Below are 14,336 nucleotides of genomic sequence, written 5' to 3'. Positions count from 1 at the left end.
TTGCGGAAGGATGTGCGCAACGTTTCCTCCGAGTTAATTAGGCCCTTGACAGTTCCTTACAGGAAAGCGCACGCTCGGTCTCCGGGAGCGCTCCCCGACCCCCCATGCCTCACGAGGAGACGCCGTGAGTCCTTCCCGCAGCCCGAGCGGATTTCGCTTGGGGTTGCTCGTCGCCGCCGCGATCATCCTGATCACGTCCTGCTTCGCGCTCGTCCCCGCCATGGCGGCCGACTCCCTGCTGTCGCAGGGGAGACAGGTGACGGTCTCCTCGTCGGAGAACGCGGCCTTCGGCGGCGGTAACGCCGTGGACGGCAACGCCGGCTCCCGGTGGGCCAGCGCGTTCGCCGATCCGCAATGGATCCAGGTCGACCTCGGCGCGTCCGCCGCCGTCAGCCGCGTGGTGCTCTCCTGGGAGGCGGCCTACGGCCGGGCCTTCCAGATCCAGACCTCCGCCGACGGCGCGAACTGGACCCCGGTCTACTCCACGACCACCGGCACCGGCGGCACACAGGACCTCGCGGTGACCGGCACCGGCCGCTATGTGCGCATGTACGGCACCCAGCGGGCCACGGCGTACGGCTTCTCGCTGTGGGAGTTCCAGGTCTACGGCTCGACCGGGACCGCGCCCGGCTGCGACACGGCCAACGCCGCGCTGGGACGGCCCGCGACCGCCTCCTCCACCGAGAACGCCGCCTTCCCCGCCGCCAACGCGGTCGACGGCAACGCGGGCACCCGGTGGGCCAGCGCGTCCGGCGACCCGCAATGGATCCAGATCGACCTCGGCTCGGTCAAGCGCGTCTGCGGGGTGACCCTCATCTGGGAGGCCGCCTACGCGAGGTCCTTCCAGATCCAGACCTCCACGGACGCGAACTCCTTCACCACGATCTACTCCACGACCACCGGCACCGGCGGCACGCAGGACATCACGGTCGACGGGACCGGCCGGTACGTCCGGGTCTACGCGACGCAGCGGGCCACCCCGTACGGCGACTCGCTGTTCGAGGTGATCGTCCACACCGGCGTCCCCGCGACCCCGACCCCGCCGGTCACCCCCACCGGCGACCCGGTGCCGCCCGACCCGGGCCTCGACCGGCTGCTGTCGTACGGCAAGCCCGGTGTGGCGTCGAGTTCCCAGAGTGACGGTAATTGTTTTGAGTGCACTCCGGCGCGGGCGTTCGATCGTGATCTGGCGAGCCGGTGGGCGACGAGTTCGACGACGGGGTGGGTGGATCCGGGCTGGATCTACGTGGACCTGGGAGCGACCGCGCAGATCCACAAGGTGATCCTGCAGTGGGACCCGGCGTACGCGAAGTCCTTCCAGATCCAGACCTCGCCCGATGCGGCGAACTGGACGCCGATCTACTCCACCACCACCGGCACCGGGTTCAAGCAGACCCTCACGGTCAATGGCACCGGCCGCTATGTGCGCATGTACGGTACCCAGCGATCCTCGATCTACGGGTACTCGCTGTGGGAGTTCCAGGTCTGGGGCACCGGCGGCGCCCCCATCACCCCGCCGGCCCTGCCCGCCGACCCCCGCAACCCCCCGCAGCTGGTCTGGAGCGACGAGTTCAACACCGGCGCCGGCACCAAGCCCGACGCGTCCAAGTGGCGGGCGGAGACCGGGCCCGGTGTCAACAACGAACTGCAGTACTACACCGACAACGCCAACGCGACCACCGACGGGGCGGGCAACCTGGTGATGGAGGCCCGCAAGGAGACCACCGCGGGCTCGGCCTGCCCGGGCGGGCCCTGCCAGTACACCTCGTCCCGCATCAACACCTACGGCAAGTTCAATTTCACCTACGGCCGCGTCGAGGCCCGGATCAAGGTGTCCGGGACCAAGGGACTGTGGCCGGCGTTCTGGCTGCTCGGCGCCGACTTCTTCGACCAGGGCCGGCCGTGGCCCTACGTCGGCGAGATCGACATCATGGAGCACCTGGGCCGCGAACCGCAGACCGTGTACTCCACCATCCACGCCCCGGCGTACTTCGGCGGCGGCGGCTTCGGCTCGCCGTACTCCATCGCCGGTGACTTCGCGAGCGACTTCCACGTCTTCGCCGTCGACTGGAACAGCCAGGGCATGAGGTTCACCGTCGACGGCGCCACCATCCACACCGTCGACCGGGCGTCGCTGGAGACGACGCGCGGGCCGTGGGTGTTCGACCACCCGTTCTTCATCATCCTCAACAACGCCGTGGGCGGTGACTGGCCGGGCCCGCCCGACGCCACCACGGTCTTCCCGCAGAAGATGCTCGTCGACTACGTCCGCGTCTACCAGTGAGCGCCGGGGTCCCGCCACGGCGGGGCCCCGGTCACCCCCCACCCCCTGGATGCCGCCCATGTTCCCGAAGGTCCCCCGATGGATCGCCGCCGCCTCCGTGGCGCTGGTCCTGCTCCTCCAACCCCTGCCGGCGCTCGCGGCGCCGGTCGACCCCGCCCAGTTCCAGCAGGTCACCCTCGCCAAGGGCGTCGCCGAAGTGGGCGAACCCATGTCGATGGCGGTGCTGCCCGACCGCACCGTCGTGCACACCGCACGCGACGGCACGGTCCGCGTGACCGACGCCGCCGGCAACACCAAGGTCTCCGGCAAGCTCGCCGTCTACTTCAACGACGAAGAGGGCCTGCAAGGTGTGGGCGTCGACCCCGGCTTCGCCACCAACCGGTTCATCTACCTGTACTACGCCCCGACGCTCAGCACCCCGCCGAACGGCGCGCCGCTGGACGGGACCGCGGCCGACTTCGCCCGGTACGACGGGGTCAACCGGCTGTCGCGTTTCAAGCTGAACACCGACAACACCCTCGACCTGGCCGGTGAGAAGACCGTCCTCGAGGTCAAGACCAGCCGGGGCTTCTGCTGCCACGTCGGCGGCGACATCGACTTCGACGCCGCGGGCAACCTCTACCTGACCACCGGCGACGACAGCGAGCCCGGCTTCAACGACGGCTACGCCCCGCTGGACGACCGGCCGACCCGCAACCCGGCCCTGGACGCGCAGCGCGGAGCGGCCAACACCAACGACCTGCGCGGCAAGGTGCTGCGGATCAAGGTCAACGCCGACGGCTCGTACTCGATCCCCTCGGGCAACATGTTCGCCCCGGGCACGGCCGGCACCCGGCCGGAGATCTACGCCATGGGCTTCCGCAACCCGTTCCGCATGAGCGTCGACAAGGCGACCGGCGCGGTCTACCTCGGCGACTACGGTCCCGACGCGGGCGCGTCGAGCGCGCGCGGCCCGGGCGGGCAGGTGGAGTTCGACCGGATCACCAGCCCGGGGTTCTACGGCTGGCCGTACTGCACCGGCAACAACACCACCGCCGAGACCTACGCGCACTACGACTACGCGACCGGCGCCATCGGCGCGAAGTACGACTGCGCGGGCGGGCCGACCAACACCTCCCGCAACAACACCGGCCTGGCCAAGCTGCCGCCGGCCAGGGCCGCGTGGATCACCTACGACGGCTGCAACCTGGTGCCGGAGTTCGGCTGCGGCGCCGAGTCGCCGATGGGCGGCACGGTGTACCACTACAACACCGCGCTGAGCTCGCCGATCAAGTTCCCGCAGTCCCTGGACGGCCACTTCTTCGCCGGTGAGCTGCAGCGCCAGTGGATCAAGGACATCGTCGTCAACGCCGACGGCAGCCACGGGGCGATCAACCCGTTCCCGTGGACGGGCAAGCTGGTGATGGACACCGCCTTCGGGCCCGACGGCGCGCTGTACGTGCTGGACTACGGCACCGGGTGGTTCAACGGCAACGCCGACTCCGCCCTGTACCGAATCGAGTACATCGGCAACGGCACCGGCGGGCACGCGCCCCTGGCCACCGCGACCGCCAACCCCGTCACCGGGCGGGCGCCGCTGGCGGTGACGTTCTCCTCGGCCGGCTCCTCCGACCCCGACGGGGACGCCATCACGTTCTCCTGGGCGTTCGGCGACGGCGGCACCTCGACGGCGGCCAACCCCAGCCACACCTACACCGCCAACGGCACCTACGTCGCGACGCTGACCGTGCGCGACAGCACGGGACTGACCGCGACGGCCAACGCCACCATCACCGTGGGCAACACCGCGCCGGCGGTGAGCATCCAGGCGCCGCTGAACGGCCAGGTCTTCGCCTTCGGCGACACGGTCCCCTACAGGATCACCGCGACCGACCCCGAGGACACGACGATCGACTGCTCACGCGTCAAGATGACCTACATCCTGGGCCATGACGACCACGGGCACCCGCTCGCCACCGCGAACGGCTGCACCGGCTCGATCCAGACCCCGCTCAACGGCGACCACGACGGGGCCGCCAACCTGTTCGGCGTCTGGGACGCGCAGTACACCGACGCGGGCGGCCTCACGACGCACGCCCAGGTCGTCACCCAGCCGAAGAACCGGCAGGCCGAGCACTTCACCACCTCACAAGGGGTCGCGCTGTTCGACAAGGCGACCGCGCACGGCGCCAAGACCGTGGGCAACATCGAGAACGGCGACTGGATCTCCTTCGACCCGTACGTGCTGAACGGCATCTCGACGTTCGGCGCCCGGGTCAGCTCCGGCGGCGTCGGCGGGTCCATCCAGGTCAGGGCGGGCTCCCCCACCGGCACGCTCATCGGCACCGCGACCGTCCCGGTGACCGGCGGCTGGGAGACGTTCACCGACGTCTCGGCGTCGCTGTCGGGGGCCCCGGCGGGCACCACCAAGCTCTACCTGGTGTTCACCGGCGGCGCCGGCTCGCTGTTCGACCTCGACGACTTCACCCTCGGCGGCGGGACCACCCAGCCTCCCGCGGGCCTGTTGTCGGCGGGCAAACCGGTCACCGCCTCTTCCGCCGAGAACGCGGGCACCCCCGCCTCCGCGGTCACCGACGGCAATGCCGGAACCCGATGGTCCTCCGCCTTCGCCGACCCCCAGTGGATCACCATCGACCTCGGCGCCAACCGCTCGGTCAACCGGGTCAAGCTCACCTGGGAAGCCGCCTACGGCAAGGCCTACCGCATCGAGACCTCCACCAACAACACCACCTGGACCGCCGCCAGCACCGTCACCGCGTCCGACGGCGCCATCGACGACCTCACCTTCACCGCCACAACAGCACGCTACGTCCGCATGTACGGCACCCAACGCGCCACCGGCTACGGATACTCCCTCTGGGAGATGGAGGTTTACGGTGTCTAAAATCATCACCATGATCCTTACGGGGTTGATCATGGCCGTCATCGCGGTCGGGGCGCCCATGGCCATGGCCGCCGACCCGGCCTACAAGGTGCTCGTGTTCTCCAAGACCGCCGGGTTCCGGCACGACTCCATCCCGGCCGGCATCGCCGCCGTCCGCGACCTCGGCACCGCCAACGGGTTCACCGTCGACGCCACGGAGGACGCCACCGCGTTCACCACGGCCAACCTGGCCAACTACAAGGTCGTCATCTTCCTGAGCACGACCGGCGACGTGCTCAACGCCGCGCAGCAGACGGCGTTCGAGTCCTACATCGCCGCGGGCGGCGGGTACGTCGGCGTGCACGCGGCGGCCGACACCGAGTACGACTGGCCCTACTACGGCGGGCTGGTCGGGGCGTGGTTCGCCTCCCACCCGGCCATCCAGCAGGTCACCGTGCGGGTCGACGACACCACCCACCCCTCGACCGCGCACCTTCCCGCCGCGTGGGTGCGGACCGACGAGCTGTACAACTACCGCACCAACCCGCGCGAGGTCGCGCACGTGCTGGCCAGGCTCGACGAGTCGACCTACACCGGCGGGTCGATGGGCGCCGACCACCCCATCGCGTGGTGCCACCCGTACCAGGGCGGACGCGCCTGGTACACCGGGCTCGGCCACACGCAGGAGTCGTACGCCGAGCCGGCGTTCCGCGCGCACCTGCTCGGCGGGATCCGCTGGGCGGCCGGCGTCGCCGCCGGTGACTGCACGGCGCCGCCGCCCTCGAACGCGACCCAGGCGGAGAGCTTCTCCTCCCAGGCCGGCGTCCAGATCGTCGACAAGGCCAGCGCCAAGGGCGGCAAGGCCGTCGGGTACGTCGAGAACGGCGACTGGCTGGGCTTCTCCTCCACCGACGTCACCGGGGCCACCGGCTTCTCGGCGCGCATCGCGTCGGCGGGGACCGGCGGCACCATCCAGGTGCGGGCCGGCTCGGCCACCGGCACACTGCTCGGCTCGGTCGCCGCACCGGCCACCGGCGGGTGGGAGAACTGGCAGACCGTGACCACCACCCTGACCGGGACGGGCACCGGGCCGCTGTTCCTGGTGTTCACCGGCGGGGCGGGCTCGCTGTTCGACATCGACGAGTTCACCCTGACCAAGGGCACCGTCACCCCGACGCCCACCCCCACCCCCACCCCGACCATCACTCCCACGACGGGCCTGCTGTCGGCCGGTAAGCCGGCGACCGCCTCCTCCGTCGAGAACGCGGGCACCCCCGCCTCCGCGGTCACCGACGGCAACGCCGGAACCCGATGGTCCTCCGCCTTCGCCGACCCCCAATGGATCACCATCGACCTCGGCGCCAACCGCTCGGTCAACCGGGTCAAACTCACCTGGGAAGCCGCCTACGGCAAGGCCTACCGCATCGAAACCTCCACCAACAACACCACCTGGACCGCCGCCAGCACCGTCACCGCATCCGACGGCGGCACCGACGACCTCACCTTCACCGCCACAACAGCACGCTACGTCCGCATGTACGGCACCCAACGCGCCACCGGCTACGGATACTCCCTCTGGGAGATGGAGGTCTACGGCACCTGACCCGGCCCTGACCCGGATCCGATCCGATCCGGCCCGAACCTGACCTGATCCGTATTCCACCCGCGAGACAAGACGCGCCCCCGGCGGCCGGCCATCGGCCACCGGGGGCGCGTCCTTTCGATGGTGGAGTGTGGCCGGGCGCGTGGAATGGAAGGTTAGACGAACGGCCTTGGCGGGCATTTCGGTAAATCACTGCACCTGTGAGAGATGGGATGTTCTCCAATGAAGGCGGCAGTTCTCCTGGCAGGCCTGTTGACCGCGCTCGCCGGAGCCCCGGCGTCCGCGTCCGCCGAGGCGGGCCCCCGAACCGAGGCGTCCACGGCCACGTCCTCCACGACCTCGTCCTCCTCGACCACGGCCACATTCCCCGCGTCCGCTTCCGTGCCCGCGTCCGCTTCCGCGTCCGTGCCCGCTTCCGCGTCCGTGCCCGCTTCCGCTTCCGCGAAGAAGCCGGCCTATCCCGACGAGTTCTCCCTTCCGGACGGGTTCCAGCCGGAGGGGATCGCCATCGGACCGGGCCCGGCCGCGTACTTCGGGTCGCGCGCGACCGGCGCCATCTACCGGGCGGACCTGCGCACCGGCCAGGGCAAGATCATCAGTCCCGGGCCTGGCACCCCCTCGCTCGGCCTCAAGGTCGACGCGCGCGGCCGGTTGTTCGTCGCCGGCGGCACCGGCGGCGACGCCCGCGTGGTCGACACCCGAACCGGGAAGGTGCTCGCGAGCTACCGGCTCGCCACCGGCACCTCGTTCGTCAACGACGTCGTGCTCACCCGCGACGCGGCGTACTTCACCGACTCGGCCAACCCCGTGCTGTACAAGCTGCCGTTCGGGCGGCACGGCAAGCTGCCGGACCAGGCGGTCTCCGTGCCGCTGAGCGGTGACATCGTCTACACCACGGGCAACAACGCCAACGGCATCGCCCCCACGCCCGACCACAAGGCCCTGCTCGTCGTCCAGTCCAACACCGGCAAGCTGTTCCGCGTCGACCCGTCGACCGGGAAGGCCACCCTGGTGGACCTCGGCACCGAATCCCTGGTCAACGGGGACGGCCTGCTGCTGCAGGGCCGCGTCCTGCACGTCGTGCAGAACCGCCTGAACACCGTGACCTCCCTCTCCCTGGACCGCCACGCCACGTCCGGGAAGGTGGTCCGCAAGCTGGCGGACGGGCGCTTCGACGTCCCCACCACGATCGCCCCCTTCCGCGACCGCCTCTACCTCCCCAACGCCCGCTTCACCACACCCCCCACCCCCACGACCCCGTACAACGTGGTGGCCGTCGAGCGCGACTGACCGTCCTCCGGATCGGCGACGTGAAGAACGCGCCCCCAGGCCCACGTGGGTTCACTTAAGGCGGGTGAGGAGGGTTTCGGCGGTGCGGCGGCCGGAGACCAGGGCGCCCTGGATGGAGCCGGTGTCGCGGTGGTCGCCGCAGACGTAGCGGCCGGGGGCGAACTCGACCGGGCGGCGGAGCGGCATCGGCGGCGGCATCGCCGGGAGGGCCGCCTCGATCGGGTAGGTCGCGATGTGCTCCCAGGAGGAGGTGTCGCCGTAGATCTGGGTGAGGCGTTCACGCACGCGCGGCTCGTCCAGGTCACCGGCGACGCCGAGGACCGAGGTGGAGATCAGGGCCCGGCCGTCCGTGGCGTAGTCGGGGGCGGCCTCGGTGAGGACGATCGTGCCGGTGATGGCGCCCCCGGGGTCGACGATCTGCGTGGGCTCGCCGAGCGGTGATCTCGGGGCCGCGTGGTAGAAGGTGGTCGTGGCGCGCATCTCGGGCACCTTCAGGCCGGGGAGCAACCTGGCGGCGGTGGCCGGGTCGGTGGCCACCACGACGGCGGCGGCACCGATCTCGCGGCCGTCCCGGAGCGTCACGCCGTCCTCGGTGACGGCCGCCACCGGCGTCCCGAGGGAGACCGTGCGCTCGGGGAGCCTGGCGGCGAGCTGGGCGGGGATCCGGTACATGCCGAGCGCGGGCAGGCCGATCGTGCCTCTGGCGAACGAGCGCCAGAACAGGTGGAAGACGCGGCTGGAGGTCGACAGCTCCCGTTCCAGCAGCACGCCGGACAGGAAGGGGCGCAGGAGCGTGTCGATCATCTCGTCGGAGATGCCCCAATGGCGCAGCTCGGCGGCCGTCGTGCGCTCGGTCCCGCCGCGCACCGCCGAGGCGGGCAGCAGCAGGTCGCGGCCGGTCATCGCCGCGAGCGCGCCCTTGTCGGAGAGCGAGCCGACCTGGGCCAGCAGGGCGCTGAGGGCGTGCGCCGGGTGCCGCCACGGGAGCATCACGCGCTCGCGCCGGCCGTCGCGGAAGACCAGCAGCCCCGAGCCGAGCGGGCGCAGGTCCAGCGCGCCGATGTCGAGGACCCGGGCGGCCTCGGGGTAGGCGGTGTTGAAGACCTGGAACCCGCGGTCGAGGAGGAAGCCGGCGACCACGTCGGTGCGCACCCGGCCGCCCACGGCGTCGCCCGCCTCCAGCACGCGGACGGGGACCCCGGCCGCGCTCAGCCGCACGGCGCAGGCCAGGCCGGCGAGCCCGGCACCGGCGATCACCACTGTCTCGGGCATGGGCCCACCCTCCCCCGCTCACCGCCCGCGGCCGGCGGCCCGTACGGTCACGACATTGTCTTCGGCGGGACGACCGCTTTTGGACGCACCCCGTCGCCTCGGACGCACCCCCGCCGCCTTGGCCGCCCCCTTTGCCTCGGACACCCCCTTCGCCTCGGACACCCCCTTTGCCCTGGCCCCCCTTCGCCTTGGCCGCCCGGCTTGGCGCGGATTCGGTCACCCACCGCGTTCAGAACGTCGTCGAGGAGTCGGTGATGGCCACGCTGCGGATCTGGTCGGGCGTCAGGCCCTTCACCAGTCGCAGGTCAGCGCCACCCAGGTTCGCACCGACCAGGTCCGCGCCTCTCAGATCCGCGCCGCTCAGGTTCGCACTGACCAGGTCCGCGCGGTTCAGGTTCGCACCGACCAGGTTCGCGCCGCTCAGCTTCACGTAGCGCAGGTTCGCGTAGCCCAGGTCCGCGCCGACCAGGTCCGCGCCGTTCAGTTTCATGCCCCACAGGTTCGCGCCTCCGAGGTCCGCGCCCCGGATGCGGATGTTCTTCAGGTCGAATCCGAAGTCACGGTCGAGCCGGTCTCGGCTGATGACGGTGAGAGCGGCCTGGATGTCGGTGGCGGGTGTGGCGGGCATGGCGGCCTCGGGTTTCGGGTCGTGTTCGCGGATGAACGCGGCCAGGACGTCGCCGATGGTCTGGTGGTCGCGGGGGGAGTCCTGGGCGAGGCGTTCGAGGGCGTAGATGCCGCCCAGCCGGATGTCCACGGACGTGCGGGACCCGAGTTGTTCGACGGCTTTTGTGTAGCGGTCGGTGAGTTGTCCTTGCTCGGTGGTGCGCTGGGCCTCGCGGGAGGCGTCCAGGCTCTGGGCGGTGTACCAGAGGCCTTGGGCGGTGAACACGACGCCGCCGATGACGACCAGCCCGGTGGCGGCCTGGATCAGGGTGTGCCTGGCGGCGTTCACGGCCTCGACGCGTTCGGTGGCGGTCATCTGCCGGCGTTCGGCGGCGGTGAGCGGCTCACGTTCGCCGGCCAGGCGACGGGCGGCGGGTCCGATCAGGACGGCGATCCCCAGGCTGGAGACCACGGCCATCGCGGTGCCGCCCAAGGCCCAGCGGGCCCAGTCCGGAACGTCCAGCACCATCGCCGCGCAGACCAGGGCCACGTTCACCGCGACCGCGATGAGCAGCCAGACCAACCGGCGCAATCGCCGCCGGCCGCCGGTCCGGCGAGGCGGGGCAGGGCTGGCTGGGGCGGGACTGGGTGGAGCGGGACTGGGTGGGGCCGCGAGCCGGGCGGTACGACGGGCCTTGGCCGCTGCCGCCGCTGCGATGACCGCGCGTGCGGGCAGGCGCGGGGATTTGCTGATCATGCCCCAATTGCTAGCATCCGCACCGGTCCGCGCGTCGCGCTTTGTCCTGCCACGAGGTCCAGCGGGTGCCCCCATTCGTCGAACGACCCGTCGCGTGCCGGTTCCTGTCCCTCGGCGGCCATCCCCTTCAGCGGTCCAGCACGGCGCGGCGAAGTTCACCGTGGAGACCTGGTCCATAAGAATCCTGTGACCCGCGGGTAACCTCGCCTGACTCGTGAATCAGGTCCCAGTCGAGGTGCCGGAGAAGTTCGTTGCCGTCTTACCCGCCGACGACCATCAGAAATCCTTTCAAATCCATCCATATCGCTCGCGACCACGAAGCCTAAACAGAATGTAATTCTGGTTGAGTGGCCCTCGAACCTGAGCGGAAAGGACTTCCTCTGGAGGTAACGGTCGGCAGATATTGCGCGAGCCGATGGTTCTCCTCCCGACATGTCACGATGTGGAGGTGTATGCCGGACAGGTATTGATTTATATCTTGCGGCAGGATGCCCGGACAGGGAGACTCTCGGTAAGTCGATGACCTCGCAGGGTGGCGACGGTAATACGGCCGCTGTCCAATCGGGCTCACGGACGTGGACGCTTGGCCTATGCGGAAGATTTTTATCCAGCGGGAGGGGCGCATATGCGACGATTCGCCACAATCGGCCTTACCTGCGGCCTTGTGATGATATTCACGACAACGCCCATCAAAGTAGCTATGGCACGTACCGAAGTGACGGCCGGTACAAGCCAGATCGACACGCAGGTCTCCGATGAACGGCACTCGGCCGGTTGGGTTCCCACTCAGAAGCAACTCAGAGCGGCACTGCTCAGGACCTCGGACCTGCCGCGTGGGTTCAGAGAGGTAGCTGTGGACTCCGGATCCATAGATGGCCTGGAGAAGGGGTGTCCCATTATGGGGGAAGAGCCTGCCGGCCCTGTCACCGGCGAGGCCCATCGAATCCTGGCCGATACACGAAAGACCGTAGTGGTCAGCGAGACACTCGCCCAGATGAGCAATGCGACCGCACGCAAAACCTTCGCACAGTTCTCTCGGATAGCCACGCAGTGTCGCTCGTTCTCCTTCCAGAGCAGCGTCATGGGCATCGTCTCCGTCACCATCACTCCCATCAAGATGCGCAAGTTGGGCGCCGGGACGGCTGCCATGCGCATCAAGGCTGATACGGACGACATCGATCCCATCTACGTGAACTCTGTGCTCGTCCGCCACAACGGTACGTTGATATTCCTGGAGCACGTGGCGCGCCAAGCGGTCAGCAGAAAGATCACGGAGAGGTACGCGGCTCTGGCGTACAAGAAAGTCCGCATTCGCTGGTGACACGCTGCTCCGAATGCCGAGTCACCGCCAGGCCCACATGAGCATATTGCGTCTGGCGGCCAGAGCCGTGACCCGGTTCACCCGAACGGCCGGCCGGGCCGTGCTCGGAATTCGTAGCGGCGCCGGCCGTCTGCCGGGATGGACGCGTCGCCGACTTGACGTCATGCGAGTCGCATGCGCGTCGTTGAAGGAGCGGGTGCGGGCACTGTCGGCCGCGATCGCGGCGTGGGCGGAGCACCGATTTCGGGAGGGCTGGAACAGGGCGAGCGGCGCGGTCACTGCGCTCCGCCGACGGCGGCTGAGCTGGTCCGGTTCGGAAAGGCCGAGGTATTTCATCACCTCGGTCACCCTCGGCGGGGTGTTGGTGGGCATTTCCTACTCCATCTACGTCGCGACGGCCAGCCCACCGAAGCCGCCCATCGTGGAGGGCGCGGGCGAGTTGTACACCGACCGGCCCGAGGTGGCCGCCAGCGTTGCCGTGTCGTTCTCGCCTACCGGTGTGCGGGCGGGACGCTCTCAAGTGCAGATTGACATCATCTTCTTGGAGCAGAAGGCCAAGCCGGTTAAATGGGCACTGGTGCTGTACGGCGATGCGGCGTTCGCCGATCCTCACGACCCTGGGACCACCGTCATACCACCCGGCGCGGAGATAGTCCCAGCGTGGGCTGGGGATCCACCTTTCGCCGCCAATCCGCGCAAGAAGGTGCAAATCATCTCTGGGACGACATATCCGGCTAATCTCAAAGGACAGGTAGGCGTCGCAAGTATCAGCGGCTGGGTGCCGGTCGCGGTCGTGTCCCGATCCAGAGCGATTTTCACGCTCGCCCTGCCCCGCTACGGCCGGGTCCATCTGTCGCCGTTGTTCGATTTCCCGAAGAAACCGGGAGCCATCGACATCGGTATACCCGGTAGGTGGCAGCGTCCCGATCGTTTCCAGGTGAACGTGAACGCGGGGAGGAACCCTGCCGGATACCGTATCGACCTGGCGTCTCCTGATGTGGCGGACCCCACGAAGCTCTCCTGGGAGAGCAGCGAATCCATCCGGGCCGTCCTGCGCAGGACCGACCTGGACGAGGAGGCCAAGCAGCAGACCATCAACTTCCTCCTAGGAGCCGTCGTCGGCGCGGGCGCATCATCAGTGGTCGTCGCGCTGGAAAACCTGGTCAAATCCCTGAGGTGGACCGTCACAACCGGTTGAGCATCGCGAGCATGGCGCGACTCTCCAACGATGACTCCACGGGCTCATTCACGTCCTGAAATGTCGCCTGCACCTCGGCTCGGCCTCGTATGGCGGATATGAGGTCGATGATTTGTGTGATGTCCTGGTCGTTGACGTCGATGACGACAGTGAAGCGGTAAGCCACCACGTCGGGCAGGTCAGTGATCGGGGAGATGGGCACGACATCGATACCGTGCAACTCATAGGACAAGCGGCGTAATTGCTTGATCATGAGATCTTTGAGGCAGGAAATCGCCTTCGCGCCCCGCAGGTCGCGAAGGTCGGCGGCCGCCCTTTCCGCAGTGTCCGCGAAGGTGACGCTCGCCTGGACGCGCCTGCCGTCGTCGCGGACAAACTGGGAGGAGAATGCACGCGCCGTTTCATGCTGTCTGGGTGGTGGGCCGCCAAGGCACGTGCTCAGGGCCTGCTCATCCTGCCCGGCCCTCGGGTTGGTCATATATGGCAACCCCTGGAATCCTTTCCCGAGGTCCTTCAGGCGCAACACCGCGGCCCTGGCCGCTTCCTGGTCGGCCCGCACAGGTAAAGCGTCGCGCGGTGTGGCCAATGGGGAAGCGGTACTGCTATGCGAAGGATTCGGCTGGACCCCTCCGAAAGAGCAAGCCGAACTGGCGACTACAGCGAAGACCGAAATGAGTGCTTTTGTGACCACATCGTATCCAAGCACCATCGTGACATGATATGCCAAATCGGTGATCCAACAGCGATGAAGCGATTATCGGCCTGATACTCCGGACCACGCCCATCTGCTTAGATGTAATGGTGAATTCCATGAGCGGGCTGGCCAAATCAGCGGTCATCACAGGGCCGACCAACGCCACGGCGCCGACGGTGAGCTGATCGACCAGAGGAAGCCGTCCCCCCGCGCACCGCCACGAGCGCCCCATCGGCTGCGTGCGTGGATCGTGCCGGCCCGCGCTGAAGGCGACGGTAGCCGGGCGCTGTGAGTTCATCGCGACACCGTGGGCCGTCGATGGAACCGATTCAGGCCACCCGGCCTGTTGAGGATCTGGCGGGCCCCTGGTTCGCAGTCATACCGGACCGCTCGCTCCTCCAGGCCTGATCCACGTGGAGACGGCCGCGCCGCTGTGCGACGTTCATCA

General features: G+C 68.9%; 9 protein-coding genes. 6 read left to right on the top strand and 3 right to left on the bottom strand.

All coding sequences use genetic code 11. The features are described from left to right. The first annotated feature begins 124 nt into the window (after positions 1-124). From NYZ98_RS28435 to NYZ98_RS28420, 4 genes are all read left to right on the top strand, one after another. Positions 125-2,284 (top strand): discoidin domain-containing protein, encoded by a 2,160-nt coding sequence (locus tag NYZ98_RS28435; RefSeq protein WP_262846631.1) that lies wholly within the window; start codon positions 125-127, stop codon positions 2,282-2,284. Positions 2,285-2,342: 58 nt separating this feature from the next. Beyond that, positions 2,343-5,168 (top strand): PQQ-dependent sugar dehydrogenase, encoded by a 2,826-nt coding sequence (locus NYZ98_RS28430; protein ID WP_262846630.1) that lies wholly within the window; start codon positions 2,343-2,345, stop codon positions 5,166-5,168. Between the two features lie 10 nt (positions 5,169-5,178). Beyond that, positions 5,179-6,750, top strand: a complete 1,572-nt coding sequence (locus tag NYZ98_RS28425) for a ThuA domain-containing protein (protein WP_262846629.1) — start codon at positions 5,179-5,181, stop codon at positions 6,748-6,750. A 222-nt stretch (positions 6,751-6,972) separates the two neighbouring features. After that, the gene (locus NYZ98_RS28420) at positions 6,973-8,040 is read left to right on the top strand and encodes a Vgb family protein (RefSeq protein ID WP_262846628.1); all 1,068 of its coding nucleotides are present in this window, start codon (positions 6,973-6,975) and stop codon (positions 8,038-8,040) included. A gap of 51 nt (positions 8,041-8,091) precedes the next feature. Here the strand turns inward: NYZ98_RS28420 and NYZ98_RS28415 are convergent, their stop codons facing one another. Both NYZ98_RS28415 and NYZ98_RS28410 read right to left on the bottom strand, forming a co-directional pair. Further along, positions 8,092-9,312, bottom strand: a complete 1,221-nt coding sequence (locus tag NYZ98_RS28415) for an NAD(P)/FAD-dependent oxidoreductase (protein WP_262846627.1) — start codon at positions 9,310-9,312, stop codon at positions 8,092-8,094. A 229-nt stretch (positions 9,313-9,541) separates the two neighbouring features. After that, positions 9,542-10,501 carry a pentapeptide repeat-containing protein gene (locus NYZ98_RS28410; protein ID WP_262846626.1) on the bottom strand — a complete coding sequence of 320 codons (960 nt, stop codon included), beginning with the start codon at positions 10,499-10,501 and terminating at the stop codon, positions 9,542-9,544. 799 nt (positions 10,502-11,300) lie between these two features. On the opposite strand from NYZ98_RS28410, the gene NYZ98_RS28405 reads away from it, so the two are divergent. Further along, complete coding sequence (locus tag NYZ98_RS28405; protein ID WP_262846625.1) at positions 11,301-11,996, top strand: hypothetical protein; 696 nt, start codon at positions 11,301-11,303, stop codon at positions 11,994-11,996. 184 nt (positions 11,997-12,180) lie between these two features. Further along, entirely contained in the window at positions 12,181-13,194 is a 1,014-nt protein-coding gene (locus tag NYZ98_RS28400; RefSeq protein WP_262846624.1) for a hypothetical protein, read from the top strand. Here the strand turns inward: NYZ98_RS28400 and NYZ98_RS28395 are convergent. After that, the gene (locus tag NYZ98_RS28395) at positions 13,181-13,753 is read right to left on the bottom strand and encodes a hypothetical protein (RefSeq protein ID WP_262846623.1); all 573 of its coding nucleotides are present in this window, start codon (positions 13,751-13,753) and stop codon (positions 13,181-13,183) included. The genes NYZ98_RS28400 and NYZ98_RS28395 overlap by 14 nt on opposite strands. Positions 13,754-14,336: the final 583 nt, after the last annotated feature.

The sequence above is a fragment of the Sphaerisporangium corydalis genome (genome assembly GCF_025506355.1).
In the GTDB taxonomy this organism is placed as follows: domain Bacteria; phylum Actinomycetota; class Actinomycetes; order Streptosporangiales; family Streptosporangiaceae; genus Sphaerisporangium; species Sphaerisporangium corydalis.
This window is presented reverse-complemented; position numbering and strand designations above follow the sequence as displayed.

Excerpts from the sequence above, each read along its gene's own strand:
- NYZ98_RS28415 (WP_262846627.1), bottom strand. The coding sequence starts at position 9,312 with ATGCCCGAGACAGTGGTGATCGCCGGTGCCGGGCTCGCCGGCCTGGCC.
- NYZ98_RS28425 (WP_262846629.1), top strand. The coding sequence starts at position 5,179 with ATGATCCTTACGGGGTTGATCATGGCCGTCATCGCGGTCGGGGCGCCC.
- NYZ98_RS28420 (WP_262846628.1), top strand. The coding sequence starts at position 6,973 with ATGAAGGCGGCAGTTCTCCTGGCAGGCCTGTTGACCGCGCTCGCCGGA.
- NYZ98_RS28405 (WP_262846625.1), top strand. The coding sequence starts at position 11,301 with ATGCGACGATTCGCCACAATCGGCCTTACCTGCGGCCTTGTGATGATA.
- NYZ98_RS28430 (WP_262846630.1), top strand. The coding sequence starts at position 2,343 with ATGTTCCCGAAGGTCCCCCGATGGATCGCCGCCGCCTCCGTGGCGCTG.